Here is a 15,106-nt window from a genome sequence, read left to right as displayed (position 1 = left end):
CTAAAGTACAATAAGTACATTATACAATCTATACTTTAAAAGTAAAATTATCTATAAGCCTGGTTCTTCCTATATATACCGCAATTGCAACTAGAATGGAAGAAGATATACTCTGTACAGGTTCCAGACTTAAACTATCCACAATTTCAATATAATCTATCCTTGTTAAGATTTCTGAACTTAACTTTTCATTAATCATATCCTTTATCCTGCCTACATTTCTTTCTCCTAAATTCAAAGCTTTTTTTGCTAAAATAAGGCTTTCATTTAGTATACTGGCTGCTTTTCTTTCTTCAAAGGAGAGATAAGTATTCCTTGAGCTTTTGGCAAGACCATCAAATTCCCTTACTATAGGACATCCTACTATTTCTATATCAAAATTTAAATCTTTTACCATTTTCTTTATAACTGCAAGCTGCTGTGCATCTTTTTCGCCAAAATAAGCCCTATCTGGAGTTACAATATTAAATAATTTTGAAACTACAAGACACACTCCCCCAAAATGAACGGGTCTCCTTGCACCACACAGACCTTCTGTCAAACCATTTACATTTACAACAGTACTTGCATCTTTATAATACATCTCTGAAGGTTCTGGATTGAATATTAAATTGGCTCCAGCTTTTTTACACAAAACCTCGTCTCTTTTTATATCTCTAGGATAGGATCCTAAATCTTCATTTTCACCAAATTGTGTAGGATTTACAAATACACTAACTACTACTTTGTCATTTTCCTCTGCTGCTCTTTTTATAAGGCTTTCATGCCCCTCATGTAAAAATCCCATAGTAGGTACAAGCCCAATAGTAAATCCCTCTCTTTTCCATTTTTTTATCTGTTTTCTTACCTCACCCACTGTCTTTACTCTTTTTATACTATCGTGCCTTTTTAATACAATCGTTTCCATTTTACACACCTTCTTTAATGCATTTATCTATAATACTATCATCCATTTTAAAACTATATTCTTCATCGGGAAAAATACCCTCCTTAACTTCAGTAATATAGTCTTTAAATGCTTTTCTTATAACTTCCCCAGCATTTCCATAGGACTTAACAAACTTAGGTTTAAAATCAGAAAATAATCCCAACATATCCTGATATACCAATATCTGTCCGTCGCAATACTTCCCTGCACCTATTCCAATAGTGGGTATAGATACTGTCTCTGTAATAATTTTAGCTAATTTATAAGGTATTCCTTCTAAAACAATAGAAAAGGCCCCCGCTTCTTCAAGTCTTTTTGCATCTTCAATTATATTTTTTGCCTTAGATTCATCCTTGCCCTGAACTTTAAAACCACCAAATACATTAACAGACTGGGGGGTAAGACCTATATGTCCCATTACAGGAATTTGAGCTTTTACAATAGCTTTCACCTGTTCATACACTGAAACGCCCCCTTCAAGTTTTACAGCTCCCGCCAGTCCCTCTTGAATTATCCTGCCTGCATTCTTTACCGCATCATATACAGAAGTCTGATAGGACATAAAAGGCATATCTCCCACTACCAGCGCATCTTTAGCCCCTCTTGTAACCGCTTTAATATGATGAAGCATATCCTCCATGGTAACACTTAAGGTATCTTTATAACCAAGACATACCATGCCCAGTGAATCTCCAACTAGAATACCATTAATACCGGATTCATCCATAAGCTTAGCCATAGAGTAATCATAAGCAGTAAGCATTGTAATCTTTTCATTATTATGTTTTGCACTTACAAAAGTAGAAACATTATTTTTAGCCATGTTCATTACCTCCAAGTTCATTTTTTATTTTATCCCATTTTGTTCCCACATGTTTTTTTTCTGACAGCTCCACTAGATTCAAAGACAATACTCTGTATAAATTCTTATGCACCTCTGGTATAACCTCAAGATGATGTTTAATAGTCTCTATATCTCCACGCTCTACAGGACCAGTTAATGCATTTATAAAGCCCTTGTTTTTTATGTTAGTTAAATTATTGTCAATCAAAGGCATAAGAGCATTAATTGCATCATCCCTATTAATACCACAGTCTTCTAGATATGCACATCCTATATTTAAAAGAGAAAGCACTAAATTAGAAACTGTCACATTGGCAAGATGATATAAGGGTTTTTTACTTTTGTCAAGTATAATAATTTTATTACCCATTTTTTCAAAAAGTCCCTTTAAATCTGTGATGTAAGCATCATGTCCTTCAATGGAAAAATAAATTTTATATAATGTTTTATAAGTATTAAACCTATCTGAAAAAGCACACATGGGATGGATAGAATATCCGAATGCTCCTAAAGTGTCAATATCTGAAAAGATTGAAGAGGACAAAGAACCACTTGAATGGCAGATTATTTTATTTTTCAGTTTGTATTTTTTTATTTTATTCCATATTTCTTGTATAATATCATCAGGGGTTGTTATAAAAATAACATTACAATCTTTTATCAAAGCTTCAAGTTCTTCGTAATATTTACTGGATGTAAAATCAGCAGCTTCCTCTGCTGAACTTCTACTTTTACTGTAGTAGCCTTTCAAGTTTAATCCATTAAGGGAAAAATACTTGCCCAAGGTTACTCCTACTCTACCAGCTCCAACAAAACCAATATTAAATTTCATGGCATCACCATCTCTTTACAACACAAAAATACAAACAAAATTTTAAAATCAAATCGCATCCTGTCTCTTTCAAAAATTGATATGAGCAGAAGAATAATTTATCAACACTTATGGTGCAGCTCAAAACGATACTACCCAAAGCTATTCTAGCACACATTAAAGTTCTATTCAAGTACTTATATTTTGTTCAAATTCCCAGTATATTATATATTAATTTTGTAAATTATATTTATATAAACATATTCCTAATGTTTCTTAAAGTATTAAAGGCCCTGAGTCATCAGAGTCTTTAATACTTTAAAAATTTAAAATACATACTAATTTAAAAGTCCAAATTCATGGAACACTATTTTGATAAATATACTTTAAGCAAATACATCTACTATGTTATCAGAATTATTTTTACCATCATTGGTTTTATTAGTATTGCTATTTTCCATTTTTTCTGACTTTATACTATCCACAGAAGTTTGAGTTTTCGATGTTTTTTGAGATTGCATTTGCTGAATCTGTGATTCAATCTGCTGCAGTTGCGCCTGTAACTGCTGGATTTTAGCCTGTTTTGTTTGCTCATCATCGTCACTTGCACTCTCTTCTTGTATCTGCTGTTTAATATTAGCTGCCTGCTTTTCTAATTGACTTGTGTCATTACTGCTATTATACGAAGTTACAGTTGTGCCAGTTGACATAGAAGAAATTGATGAAATACTCATATTAATACCTCCTAAAAATTTTATTATATTCCCTTAGGTAAATTTACTATATTAATATTAATATTTCCTTAAAATCCATATCTTTATTAAAAAAATAAACCAAATAATGTTCTTAGTGTATTTACTCAGCACATTCATCATACTGTCTGTATTTATTACAAATACACTTACTGCAGTTTTCCTTATTGTTAAAGTCACTACAAAGTTTATAACTGCCTCCTTCTATTTTTAATATTTTCCCGTTTACCAAGCTTTTTGCTATCTTTTTACGGGCATCATCATATATTCTCTGTATAGTAGAACGTGCCACTCCCATTACACTTGCACTTTCTTCTTGATTTAATCCTTCTAAATCCATAAGCCTTATAGTTTCGTATTCCTCTACAGTCATTATTATAGGTTCATTTATATCTTTTGATATATCTACAGGTCCAAATTTATTAATTTGCGGCAATGTACAGACTTTCCTCCATTTTCTTGGCCTTGCCATTTTATCACCTCTTTAGTTTTATCGTACCAGAATATTATAATGCAATTCTTGACTTTTTTACATACTAAAATAAGAGGTGAATAATCACCTCTTAAAAAATTACAAATTCTATTTTAAAGCCTCAATAAGCAGCGGCACAATTTCATATAGATCTCCTACAATACCATAATCTGAACTCTTAAATATAGGAGCATCCTCATCTATGTTTATAGCAGTTATAATTCCAGCATTTTCAATTCCCTTTAAATGTTGAACTTGTCCTGATATACCAATGGCAAGATAAAATGTTCCACCGAATTTCTGACCCGATATGCCTACATAACGATCAAGTGGCAGCCATTCCCTTTCTTCAGCCACAGGTCTGGAACAGCCAAGTTCAGCACCAACTGTATCCGCTAGTGATTGTATTAAAGGCAAGTCTTTTTTATCCTTTAATCCCAGTCCTATACTGCATACTTTATCTGCGTCTGCTATACTTCCTTTAGAAGCTTCACTTTTATTAATATCTATATTTTCACTTTTAATATAATTTAAAAATGCATCCACCTTTTCTTTTGGAGAGCCTTCTTTTATAATGACCCTCCTACGGTTTCCCGTTATAGGTTTTGCTTTATTAACTTTATTTTCTTTATTTTCCTCAATAGGTTCTTTTTTAGGTTTACCTAAAATATCATTGGAGATAATAAGTCTTTGAATCTCATTAGTTCCTTCATATATTGTACAGATCTTAGCATCACGGTACATACGCTCTACAGGAAATCCTTTAATAAATCCTGAGCCCCCATATATTTGCACTGCATCATTAACAACTTCAAGGCAAATATCAGAAGCATACAATTTCGCCATAGCGGATTCCATTCCATAATTTTTATGTTCCTGCTTTAATACAGCTGCACTATATACCATAAATCTAGCCGCCCGAATTTTAGTAGCCATATCCGCAAGTTTAAATGCTATGGATTGTTGTCTTGAAATAGGTTTTCCAAACTGAACTCTTTCCTTGGAGTAGCTTAGTGCTTTCTCATATGCACCCTGGGCAATTCCAAGTGCCTGTGCCGCAATACCTATGCGCCCACCTTCTAGGGTCTGCATGGCAATTTTAAAGCCCTCATTTTCTTTTCCCAAAAGATTATATTTTGGTACCTTCAAATTTTTAAATAAAAGCTCTGCTGTAGCGGAAGAACGTATACCCATTTTATTATAATGAGTACCAAAAGTAAATCCATCCATACCCTTCTCAATAATAAAGGCACTTATTCCCTTGGTTCCCAAACCTGGAGTTGTAACCGCAAATATTACATAAGTATCTGCATAATCCGCATTTGTTATAAATACCTTAGAACCATTTATGACATAATGATCGCCTTCTAAAACCGCTGTAGTTTCTGTCTTGCCGGCATCACTTCCAGCATTAGGTTCTGTAAGACCAAAAGCAGCAATTTTCTTGCCCGAGGCCAGTGGAACTAGATATTTTTCTTTTTGTTCTTTTGTCCCAAACTCCATAATAGGCCAAGTTCCAAGAGATGTGTGTGCAGATAATATAACACCCACACCTGCATCTACCCTTGATAGTTCTTCTACCGCAATAGCATAGCTCAATACATCTTTTCCCGCTCCACCATATTCTTTTGGGTATGGAAGACCCATAATAGATAGATCCCCCATCTCATTAACTATTTCTTCAGGAAATATATTTTTCTCATCTAGTTGAAATGCAATAGGCTCGATTTTTGCTTCTGCAAACTTTCGAACATTATCTCTAATCATTTGTTGTTCTTTGGTGAGTTCAAAGTTCATAAGACCATCTCCCTAAATATAATTTTCAACATACATGTAAATAGAAAAAAGTACATTCACTAATTACAATAAAAGTTATAAATAGATTATATCATTACATACCTTAAATTACTATATGGTCCAACTTTTACTTCTCACCTTTTTAAACATTTTTATTTTTTATCTTCATGGAGATAATCATAAATAGCACTTCTTAAGGCTTTAACACCAAGATTAGAACAGTGTTTTTTATGATCCGGCAATCCTCCTAGGGCATCTATTATATCATCTTCTCCAATAGATAATGCCTCTTCTAAGGTTTTCTTTTTTGCTAGTTCTGTTGTCATACTACTTGTAGCTATAGATGCAGGACACCCGTAAACTAAAAAACTGATATCCTCTATTATATTGTCCTCCACTTTAATATATATACTTAATGAGTCTCCACAGGATGCATCTCCAGCTTTTCCCTCACCATTCGAATCGTCTATGATACCTACATTTCTAGGACACATAAAGTGCTCAATAACAGTATCTGTATATTCACTTGTAAACATACTTTTCATCCCCCTAAAAATATACTACTCACACTTATTATTCTTACACCATTTTGTGCAAAAATCTGCTTTTTTACTGCATAAAACCCTTTGTGAACCACAAACAGGACAAAGAAGTCTGTCCTGTTCATAATTCACTTCATATAGTTCACCACAATCAAAACACTTAAATTTACAAAAATTAGTCGTGTAATTCCCCCCACTTATTCTTATAGCATTTCCCTGTGTCAAAGCCACAGCTACCTTTCTTCTTGCACTATCAATTATATTTTGGAAAGTCTGTCTGGATACCTGCATCTTTTCAGCACATTCTTCCTGATTCAATTCCTCAATATCTTTCAACCTCATGGCCTCAAGCTCTTCCACTTTTAAAACTGTTTCACTAATTTTGCATTTAGCCTTTCCCCAAGGTACAAAATAGGTGCTTTTAGGAAAAAATTCTACCTTCCTAAATTTTATTGGTCTTGCCATGTTTTATCCTCCTTTGCATTTACTGCACAGTCCTTTTAACATGATATCTACATCATATATTTCTACATCATTTTTCTCTTCAATTTTTTTATTTAACTTGATATATGAAAGATCCTGCTCTAAATTATCTACATCTATTATACTATTACATTTATCACATTTAAAATGTACATGAAGAGGTTTCCCGCTAAAAATTTTTATCTCATAGTAATTGATATTATCAACATTGATTTTTTTTACTATACCAAGCTCGCCAAATATCTTTAAACTTCTGTATACTGTAGCAAGACCAATATTTTTGTCTTTAATTCTTTCATAAATTTGCTTTACAGATAAATGAGTATTGGCATTTATCATCTCTAAAAGTAAAATTCTCTTCTGTATAGTGAACTCATATCCTTTATTTTTAATTAACTTCTTGTATAACAAAAGATTTTTATCCATCTTATTAAATATTACTCGCTGCAGTGACCTTCGTGGGCATGCTCAGTGCATACACTGCCTGTGGATTTAAGTTCGCCTTTTATAAATTTTTCTACAGTATCACTACATAAACCTTCTGCTCCTACTACAACCTCTATTCCATTTTCATTGAAAATCTCTTGAGCAGTAGCACCCATTCCTCCTGATATTACTATATTTACATCTAGTTCCTTTAAAAATACCGGTAAGTATCCTGGTTTATGTCCTGGATTAGGTTTAAATTCTTCATTTTTTATTTTTTTATCCTCTACCTGATAAATTGTAAATCCCTCACAATGTCCAAAGTGTCCACTTACATATTTTCCTTCACTTGCAACTGCTATTTTCATAATTATATCCTCCTTAAATAATATGTGTTATTATAAAATTAATCTAGATATTCTTTTAAAACATTATGAGTATATTCAATTATTTCAGCACAGGATACACCTTTTTTCTTCAACTCTGCACATTGAAATGTTCCATATCTCTCCTTTATTTTGCCCATAATTTTTTTTGTATAATCCCTTGACTGATTAGGCTCCACTGCTTCTTTTCTTCCTTTTACCGCACCTAAAGCCATAAGTGCTCCTGTTATCGCCCCACAACTGCTTCCCACAGTCATTCCCCTTCCAAAGGGACTTGCTATTGATACGGGGATATTTAAGTTTTTTTCTTCATTTACCACCTTTATTATAGATTCTGCACAATTATATCCTTCTTCATAAAAGTCCACTGCTTTTTTCATTTATACATTCCTCCATTTTAAAATTTTTAGTAAATATGTTTTTTATGTTAACCCACATTTCCTTAACGGATCTACAGGCCTCACTATCTTCGTAGTATATAATTGATTTCAACTCATTTATTGATTTTATTACGGTATCATCATAAGGTATTTTCCCCACTAACGCCAATCCTTTTTCTATCACAAATCTTTCTATTTCCATGGTAATATCATGATTTATATCATATTTGTTTATACATACCATAATAAATACCCCAAAATTCATACATAATGCAGTCACCCTCATCAAATCTTCAAGCCCAGATTTTGTAGGTTCGGTAACAAGCAACACTGCATCACTGCCAGTTACAGATGAAATGACAGCACATCCTATTCCTGGAGAAGCATCAATAATTGTTAGTGCATCTTTCATACTGAACCTTTTTCCATTATTTCTTAAAAAGGTAACTAACTTCCCTGAGCCATCGCTGCCTATATCCATCTGTGCCCTGGAAATTATACCTTTGTCTGTACTTGTAATAAAAGTTTCAGCTGACTTATCCTCCACCAGTTCAATTGCTTTTTCAGGACATACTAAAGTACACGCCCCACAGCCTTCACAGAGAAAATCATCTACCATACAATTTTTGATGGCATTAAATTTACATATAATTTCACATTTTCCACATTTATTACAATACTCCTCATTTATAACTGCTTTTTTGCCGCCATAAAAACTTTTTTTTTCTATATCCACACCCTTATAAAAAAGATATAAATTAGGGGCATCCACATCACAATCTATTCTGACCACATCTTTTGCAAGTTCTGATAGTGCTGTTGCAATGGTAGTCTTTCCGGTGCCTCCTTTTCCACTTAATACTACTAATTCCACTTTAGCACCCCCAGTACACTTTTTGCCATGTCATCAAAGGTCTTTTTGTATTCTGGATTATTATATAGAATTTCTCCTCTTGAATAAATTTCAGCTATATTTTTACTATAGGCAATACTGCCTATTAAGGGTATATTTTTTTCCCTACAGTACTTTTTTATTATATTTTCTTCGCCATTATCTTTATTTATTACTATTCCAAAAGGAATATCAAATATTTTTACCACTTCCACAGCCATTTTAAGGTCATGAAATCCAAATTCAGTGGGCTCTGTAACGAGTATTGCCCCTTTTGCATATCTCATAGTATTTACTACATTACAGGATGTACCTGGGCTACAGTCAACTATATTTACTCCCTGTGGCACATTTTCTAAAAGCTTTTTTATCACAGCTACTGCCATAGGTTCTCCTACATTAAGTACTCCTCTTAGACATCTTATATTTTGTGCATAACCCTTTTCTATTTTACCAGTATTCCTATACCTATAATTTAAGGCATCTTGCTTACATACAATTTTACAGGCTTCACAACTATGACACAGCTTTTGAAATAATATAATATCCTCTTTAATCTTTGCAAGAGCATTAAATTCGCAGACTTCCACACATAAGCCGCAGGAAATACATTTTTCATCATCTATAAATGGATATTTTACCTTAACTTGTTCTGTTTTTTCAATATGTGGTTTCAAGAATAAAAATCCATTTGGTTCTTCTACATCACAATCTACATAATTTGCCTTTAACGCAAGGGCAATATTTGTAGACACAGTAGTTTTACCTGTACCTCCTTTTCCACTTAATACTGCTATATTCAAGTTACTTCCTCCTTAAAATCCTATTCTAAATTCCATGATGCGCCGGTCCTGATTGTGTCAATTCCTTAAGTTCACCTTTTTCAAACTTTTCTAAAACAGAACTCACAGCAATGCTTTCACATTTATAAACCTTAATTCCTGATTTATCAACAATCTTAAAAGCATTAGGTCCTAAACTCCCGGTAATTATAACATCCACATTTTCATCAAGTACTTGTTGTGCCGCTGCGATACCAGCACCACCTCCCGAAAATTGACCTTTATTTTCCAATACCTTAATTTCTTCCCCTTCAGTATCATGGATTTGAAAATACTTACATCTTCCAAATCTCACATCCAACAAACTGTCTGCCTCCACCCCATGTGCTGAAATTGCTATTTTCATCTTTTTTCCTCCAAACTATTTATAATATTAGTAACGATAGGATTAAAAATCTTTTTAAGGCTCTCATCTATACTCTCACTTCCCTGCTCTGACAAATTGCTTACGCTGCTCAACATAGGAAGCTCTCCTAAAAATTTCAAATTCATCTCTTTTAAAAACTTCTCTGTATTTTTCCCATTGAAAAATTTTATCTTCTTTCCGCAATCAGGACAAGTGATATAACTCATATTTTCAATAACTCCCAAAATACTGATATTCATAGCTTTCGCCATATTCACAGCCTTTGAAACTATCATAGAGACTAACTCCTGCGGTATAGATACCATGACTAAGCCACTTATAGGAATAGACTGCATTACTGTAAGTGCAACATCTGCTGTTCCAGGTGGCATGTCAATTACCAGATAATCAAGTTCTCCCCATATTACATCTGTCCAAAATTGTTTTACTGCTCCAGATATTAGCGGTCCCCTCCATATAACCGGTTGGTTTTCATCTTGTAAAAGTAAATTTAATGATATGGTTTTTATTCCACTTTGTGTTTCTACAGGTAATATAAATTCTTCATTGGTTTCTGCTTTCTTCCCTCTTAAACCCATTAAATTAGGAATACTTGGTCCTGTTACATCTGCATCTAAAATTCCTACGCTATATCCCATCTCTTTCAAGTGTCTGGCTATAAGAACAGAAATTGATGATTTTCCTACTCCCCCTTTGCCACTCATAACACCAATAATTTTCTTTACATTGTTATAGGGATTGTTTTTAACCATACAATTTTCCTTATCCTTGCTGCACCCACCATTTGACGGGCATGAATTGCACTCTGACACAAAATCATCTCCTGTATTTATATTGGCATTTGCCACTTTCATAATACTACTATTTATCGTTATTGTCAAATGCCAATTTAAAAAAATTGAAAATAAATTATTGATATAGTATTATGTATGAAAGAAAGAATACTAAAAAGCAAAGAGCATTAATAATATATTGGGAGGTGATTTTGTAACTTATGGCTCATAAATTTGATGCAAAGAACAAACATAAACTGGATAATGCCACCAGGAGGAGATTGCTTCCCCCTGAGGAAACCCTTATAAAACTTGGATTACAACAGGGCAATATAATGGCGGATATAGGCTGTGGAATTGGATATTTCTCAATACCAGCATGTAAAATCGTAGGAGAGATGGGAAAGATATTTGCAATGGATATTCTGCCCGAAATGCTTCAGGCAGTTGAAATAAATATAAATAAGTATAACATTGTGTCTAATATAAAGACTTTATTAACAACAGAAAATAATTTAAAATTGGAAGACAACACAATATCTTTTGCCTTTATAAGTAATGTACTTCACGAGGCATTAGATAAAGAAAAACTTTTAAATGAAATTAGAAGAATTCTCTCTCCCAAAGGACGACTAGCTATTATAGAATGGGAAAAAATTCAAGGAGAATTTGGCCCTCCTTTAGAACATAGATTGGATAAATTTCATCTTATGAAGGTATTAGATAAAATTAAATTTTCAAATATATCCCTTGTAAATATAGGGGAAAACTTTTATGGATTAACAGCACAAAAATAATTCATTTAATTATTAATTATGGAGGCGAAATATATGATTATAGAAAGTACCGATGTAGCAAAAGCTTCTATCGAAATGTCCATCTCCTCTAGGGAAAATGAAAAAAAATTGGAGAAGTTTTTTGAAGATAAAGGTATTTTAACTGCCGCTGTAGATATAGGAGGAAACATCAATAATAGCATACCAAAAATAATTGAAAGAGCCTTGGTAGCATCTAAAAAGAGAGGTCTTATAAGAGAAAATTATCACGTGCATGACGGTGCCATAGCAGGTGCTACAAGAGAGGCCCTCTTTCAAATTATTCAAAAAGCAAATGGACTGAATGTAGGAGGTAAAATTGGTATAGCACGAAATAAGGAACATATAAGTGTATGTATATTCATGAGCATAGGATTGCTGCATTTAAATGAGGTAGTAATCGGACTTGGACATCGTTCTATTCCTGTATAAGAGCTTCCAAAAAGTGTATTTTATGGTGTTTGACAAGCTATGCTATATAAAGTATAATTATGTCGTATGTTTATATATTGTAGGCTAGTTTTATATAAAAATATAATGTAGTATGGCAGAATCTATAACATAGTAATTTTAAAATAAAAAATACTATATTGAACTTGATTAAGTAGAATTGGTAGTTTATGTAGAACATAATATAGTCTAAAGATATAAAAATTTTAAGTTACAAAAAATTTTTCTGTTATCTAAAAGTTCTGCTGACACAGAACTTTTTTTTATTTTTGCTATATATCCTATACACTTCAATATATAAATACAAATATAAAATATTATTTTGGAGGATGAGTAGTATGGTAGGAAAGAAAAAACTTTCATTTCTTGCAGTATTTTTATTGGCTGCATCAATTCTAGGAGGATGTGGTGGGACAACATCATCAAGCAGTTCTAAATCAACTCTTAAGAACAAAGAAGTAATTAAAATTGGTATTACCCAAGTTACGGAACACCCAGCTCTTGATTCCGCTAGAAAAGGTTTTATAGAGGCATTAAAGGCTAAAGGATATGAAGATGGTAAAAACATTAAGATAAATTATCAAAATGCCCAGGGCGATATGCCTACAACTCAGAGCATAGCTCAAAACTTTGTGTCACAAAAAGAAGATTTGATCCTTGCAATAGCAACTCCTTCTGCCCAAGCAGCTTATAATGCTACCAAGGATATTCCTATACTTATAACCGCAGTAACAGACCCGGTTAAAGCAGGAATTGCAAAATCTCTTGAAAACTCTGGAACTAATGTAACAGGAACTTCAGATGATCTACCAATAGGAAAACAATTTGAGCTTTTGAAGAAATTAGTACCTAATGCTAAAAAGTTAGGTATTGTATACAATACCAGTGAAACCAACTCACAAATTCAGGTGGAAAATGCTAAAAAAGCTGCTCCATCTTATGGATTGGAAATTGTAACAGCAGGAGTTACAAATGTAAGTGAAGTTCCTCAATCTCTAGATTCCATAGTTGGAAAAATTGATGCATTATATGTACCTACAGATAATGCAGTAGTTTCATCTATAGCTACCGTAGTAAACACATGTTACAAGAAAAATATACCTGTAATTGGCTCTGAAAAAGGACAGGTAACTAGTGGTGCTCTTGCCACTACAGGCATTGATTACACTAAATTAGGTTACCAAACAGGTCTTATGGCTGTAGAAATAATAAACGGTAAGAAACCTAGTGAACTTTCTATTACCACTTTAAAGGACATGCAGCTTGTTATAAATGAAGATGCAGCTAAAAAGCTCAATATAACTATTCCAGATGATTTAAACTCCAAAGCTGAAAAAGTAAAGGGAGGAGTTAATTAGTGGATATACTGATAAGTGTATTACAACAGGGGCTTATATTCTCCATAGCAGCTTTTGGAGTATATATAACCTTTAGAATATTGGATTTTCCTGATTTGTCTGTAGATGGTACCTTTCCCCTAGGTGCCGCTGTAACGGCTATATGTATAGTAAAAGGAATGAATCCATTTGCAGCATCTATTTTATCTTTTGGTGCTGGATGTGTGGGGGGGATTTTTACAGGAATTCTTCATGTAAAATTAAAAATAAGCAACCTTTTGTCTGGTATTTTAGTAATGATAGGTCTATATTCTATAAATTTAAGGATAATGACAAAATCTAATGTGGCCTTATTTGGGCAAAAAACCATATTTTCAAATAATATAAATCTTCTATTGATGCTGTTTATTATTATGGTTATAGTAAAGGTACTTTTGGATTTATTTTTAAAAACTAAAATGGGATTTGCATTAAAAGCTGTAGGCGATAATGAGCAATTGGTAACTTCTCTTAGTCTTAATAAAGATAACATAAAATTAATCGGACTTGCCATTTCAAATGGACTAGTAGCTTTATCTGGTTCAATGATGGCCCAATATCAAGGCTTTTCCGATGTGGGAATGGGAACTGGAACTGTAGTAATGGGTCTTGCAGCAGTTATACTGGGAGAATCTGTATTTGGAAGAATAAAGTTATTAAAATCCACTACTACAGCACTACTGGGTTCTATATTATATAAGGGTGCAATAGCATTGGCACTTTTGTGTAACCTCCAGTCTAATGATTTAAAATTGGTAACTGCCTTAATAGTAATTCTGGCTCTATCCTTAAATGGAAAAAAATTAAGTTTCAAAACCAAGAAACATAATCTTGGAGGTGAGTCCTATGTTAAAGATACAAAGACTGCATAAAGTATTTAATAAGAATACTTTAAATGAAAATATATTATATGACAATTTATCTTTAACAGTAGAGGAAGGTGATTTTGTCACCATAATAGGCAGTAACGGTGCTGGAAAATCAACTCTGCTCAATTTAATATGCGGCACTTTAAGTGCCGATAAAGGTTCTATAATATTAAATGGTGAAGAAATAAGCAAGCTTCCTGAATATAAAAGAACCAGAAATATAGGAAGAGTATTTCAGGATCCCTCAAAAGGCGTTTCACCCAACATGACTATACTAGAAAATATGTCTATAGCCTACAATAAAGGAAAAAGGTATGGACTCACAATGTGTGTAAATAAAAACAATACTAAGCTTTTCATTGAAATGCTGTCTCAGATAAATCTTGGATTGGAAGATAAACTTAATACCAAAGTAAATCTTTTATCTGGCGGGCAAAGACAAGCTTTATCTTTAATAATGGCAGTAATGTGCAAGCCCAAACTATTGCTTTTAGATGAGCATATAGCAGCTCTGGATCCTAAAACCTCAGAACGTATAATAGAAATTACAGATAAAATAATAGTGGAAAATAAAATAACTACCCTCATGGTTACCCACAACTTAAATCATGCCATAACCTTAGGAAACAGACTATTTATGATGCACGAGGGCAAGATAGTTATGGACGTAAGAGGAGAAGAAAAAAGCAAATTAACCATAGATAAACTACTTAAATCCTTTGAAAGAGTTCAGGGAAAACAGGAAGGATTAAGTGACAGAGTTTTATTTTCCTAAAATGGTAAGAAAAAAGGTCATGAAATAAAGGTTATACCACCTTTAATCATGACCTTTTTAATAAAATAATTCTCAGGTTCAGGCATAGTTTTATTTATACTCACTTTATTTTTCCATTAATAATAA

General features: G+C 32.9%; 20 protein-coding genes. 5 read left to right on the top strand and 15 right to left on the bottom strand.

The genetic code is table 11. The features are described 5' to 3' along the window. Positions 1-28: 28 nt before the first annotated feature. The 15 genes from panC to CKL_RS03060 form a co-directional block, all read right to left on the bottom strand. Entirely contained in the window at positions 29-907 is an 879-nt protein-coding gene (gene panC / locus CKL_RS03130; RefSeq protein WP_011989207.1) for a pantoate--beta-alanine ligase, read from the bottom strand. A gap of 1 nt (position 908) precedes the next feature. After that, a complete protein-coding gene (gene panB, locus CKL_RS03125; protein ID WP_011989206.1) occupies positions 909-1,751 on the bottom strand; it encodes a 3-methyl-2-oxobutanoate hydroxymethyltransferase in 843 nt (280 codons plus the stop codon). Continuing rightward, complete coding sequence (locus CKL_RS03120) at positions 1,744-2,604, bottom strand: Rossmann-like and DUF2520 domain-containing protein (protein ID WP_012620190.1); 861 nt, start codon at positions 2,602-2,604, stop codon at positions 1,744-1,746. Before CKL_RS03120 ends, panB begins: the two co-directional genes overlap by 8 nt. 365 nt (positions 2,605-2,969) lie before the next feature. Further along, positions 2,970-3,317, bottom strand: coding sequence for a FlxA-like family protein (locus CKL_RS03115; protein ID WP_011989204.1), 348 nt, complete (start codon positions 3,315-3,317; stop codon positions 2,970-2,972). 121 nt (positions 3,318-3,438) lie between these two features. Next, positions 3,439-3,807: a DUF134 domain-containing protein gene (locus tag CKL_RS03110; RefSeq protein WP_011989203.1), complete on the bottom strand. Its 369-nt coding sequence runs from the start codon at positions 3,805-3,807 to the stop codon at positions 3,439-3,441. 108 nt (positions 3,808-3,915) lie between these two features. Next, complete coding sequence (locus tag CKL_RS03105) at positions 3,916-5,604, bottom strand: acyl-CoA dehydrogenase family protein (RefSeq protein WP_011989202.1); 1,689 nt, start codon at positions 5,602-5,604, stop codon at positions 3,916-3,918. Positions 5,605-5,756: 152 nt separating this feature from the next. Beyond that, the gene (locus CKL_RS03100) at positions 5,757-6,140 is read right to left on the bottom strand and encodes an iron-sulfur cluster assembly scaffold protein (protein ID WP_011989201.1); all 384 of its coding nucleotides are present in this window, start codon (positions 6,138-6,140) and stop codon (positions 5,757-5,759) included. A 24-nt stretch (positions 6,141-6,164) separates the two neighbouring features. Continuing rightward, on the bottom strand, positions 6,165-6,611 hold the full coding sequence (locus tag CKL_RS03095; RefSeq protein ID WP_011989200.1) for a DUF134 domain-containing protein: 447 nt from the start codon (positions 6,609-6,611) through the stop codon (positions 6,165-6,167). A 3-nt stretch (positions 6,612-6,614) separates the two neighbouring features. Continuing rightward, positions 6,615-7,055 carry a Fur family transcriptional regulator gene (locus CKL_RS03090; protein WP_012620188.1) on the bottom strand — a complete coding sequence of 147 codons (441 nt, stop codon included), beginning with the start codon at positions 7,053-7,055 and terminating at the stop codon, positions 6,615-6,617. Between the two features lie 11 nt (positions 7,056-7,066). Further along, the gene (locus CKL_RS03085) at positions 7,067-7,423 is read right to left on the bottom strand and encodes a NifB/NifX family molybdenum-iron cluster-binding protein (RefSeq protein WP_011989198.1); all 357 of its coding nucleotides are present in this window, start codon (positions 7,421-7,423) and stop codon (positions 7,067-7,069) included. Between the two features lie 38 nt (positions 7,424-7,461). Continuing rightward, the gene (locus CKL_RS03080) at positions 7,462-7,821 is read right to left on the bottom strand and encodes a C-GCAxxG-C-C family (seleno)protein (protein ID WP_011989197.1); all 360 of its coding nucleotides are present in this window, start codon (positions 7,819-7,821) and stop codon (positions 7,462-7,464) included. Beyond that, complete coding sequence (locus tag CKL_RS03075; RefSeq protein ID WP_011989196.1) at positions 7,796-8,695, bottom strand: ATP-binding protein; 900 nt, start codon at positions 8,693-8,695, stop codon at positions 7,796-7,798. The genes CKL_RS03080 and CKL_RS03075 overlap by 26 nt, the downstream gene beginning before the upstream one ends. Then, the gene (locus CKL_RS03070) at positions 8,686-9,516 is read right to left on the bottom strand and encodes a P-loop NTPase (protein ID WP_011989195.1); all 831 of its coding nucleotides are present in this window, start codon (positions 9,514-9,516) and stop codon (positions 8,686-8,688) included. The genes CKL_RS03075 and CKL_RS03070 overlap by 10 nt, the downstream gene beginning before the upstream one ends. A gap of 25 nt (positions 9,517-9,541) precedes the next feature. Continuing rightward, on the bottom strand, positions 9,542-9,901 hold the full coding sequence (locus tag CKL_RS03065) for a NifB/NifX family molybdenum-iron cluster-binding protein (RefSeq protein ID WP_011989194.1): 360 nt from the start codon (positions 9,899-9,901) through the stop codon (positions 9,542-9,544). After that, a complete protein-coding gene (locus tag CKL_RS03060) occupies positions 9,898-10,734 on the bottom strand; it encodes an Mrp/NBP35 family ATP-binding protein (protein WP_011989193.1) in 837 nt (278 codons plus the stop codon). Before CKL_RS03060 ends, CKL_RS03065 begins: the two co-directional genes overlap by 4 nt. Positions 10,735-10,916: 182 nt before the next feature. On the opposite strand from CKL_RS03060, the gene CKL_RS03055 reads away from it, so the two are divergent. The 5 genes from CKL_RS03055 to CKL_RS03035 all read left to right on the top strand — a co-directional run bounded on the left by CKL_RS03055 (position 10,917) and on the right by CKL_RS03035 (position 14,980). Further along, entirely contained in the window at positions 10,917-11,492 is a 576-nt protein-coding gene (locus CKL_RS03055) for a class I SAM-dependent methyltransferase (protein WP_011989192.1), read from the top strand. A gap of 33 nt (positions 11,493-11,525) precedes the next feature. Further along, entirely contained in the window at positions 11,526-11,942 is a 417-nt protein-coding gene (locus tag CKL_RS03050; RefSeq protein ID WP_011989191.1) for a HutP family protein, read from the top strand. Positions 11,943-12,298: 356 nt separating this feature from the next. After that, on the top strand, positions 12,299-13,318 hold the full coding sequence (locus CKL_RS03045; RefSeq protein WP_011989190.1) for an ABC transporter substrate-binding protein: 1,020 nt from the start codon (positions 12,299-12,301) through the stop codon (positions 13,316-13,318). After that, complete coding sequence (locus tag CKL_RS03040) at positions 13,318-14,208, top strand: ABC transporter permease (protein ID WP_011989189.1); 891 nt, start codon at positions 13,318-13,320, stop codon at positions 14,206-14,208. The genes CKL_RS03045 and CKL_RS03040 overlap by 1 nt, the downstream gene beginning before the upstream one ends. Continuing rightward, positions 14,183-14,980: an ABC transporter ATP-binding protein gene (locus tag CKL_RS03035; protein WP_011989188.1), complete on the top strand. Its 798-nt coding sequence runs from the start codon at positions 14,183-14,185 to the stop codon at positions 14,978-14,980. Before CKL_RS03040 ends, CKL_RS03035 begins: the two co-directional genes overlap by 26 nt. Positions 14,981-15,106 lie beyond the last annotated feature (126 nt).

Source organism: Clostridium kluyveri DSM 555, assembly GCF_000016505.1.
Classification (GTDB): domain Bacteria; phylum Bacillota; class Clostridia; order Clostridiales; family Clostridiaceae; genus Clostridium_B; species Clostridium_B kluyveri.
Note: the sequence above shows the minus strand (reverse complement) of the source record. Positions and strands in the feature narration are given on the sequence as shown.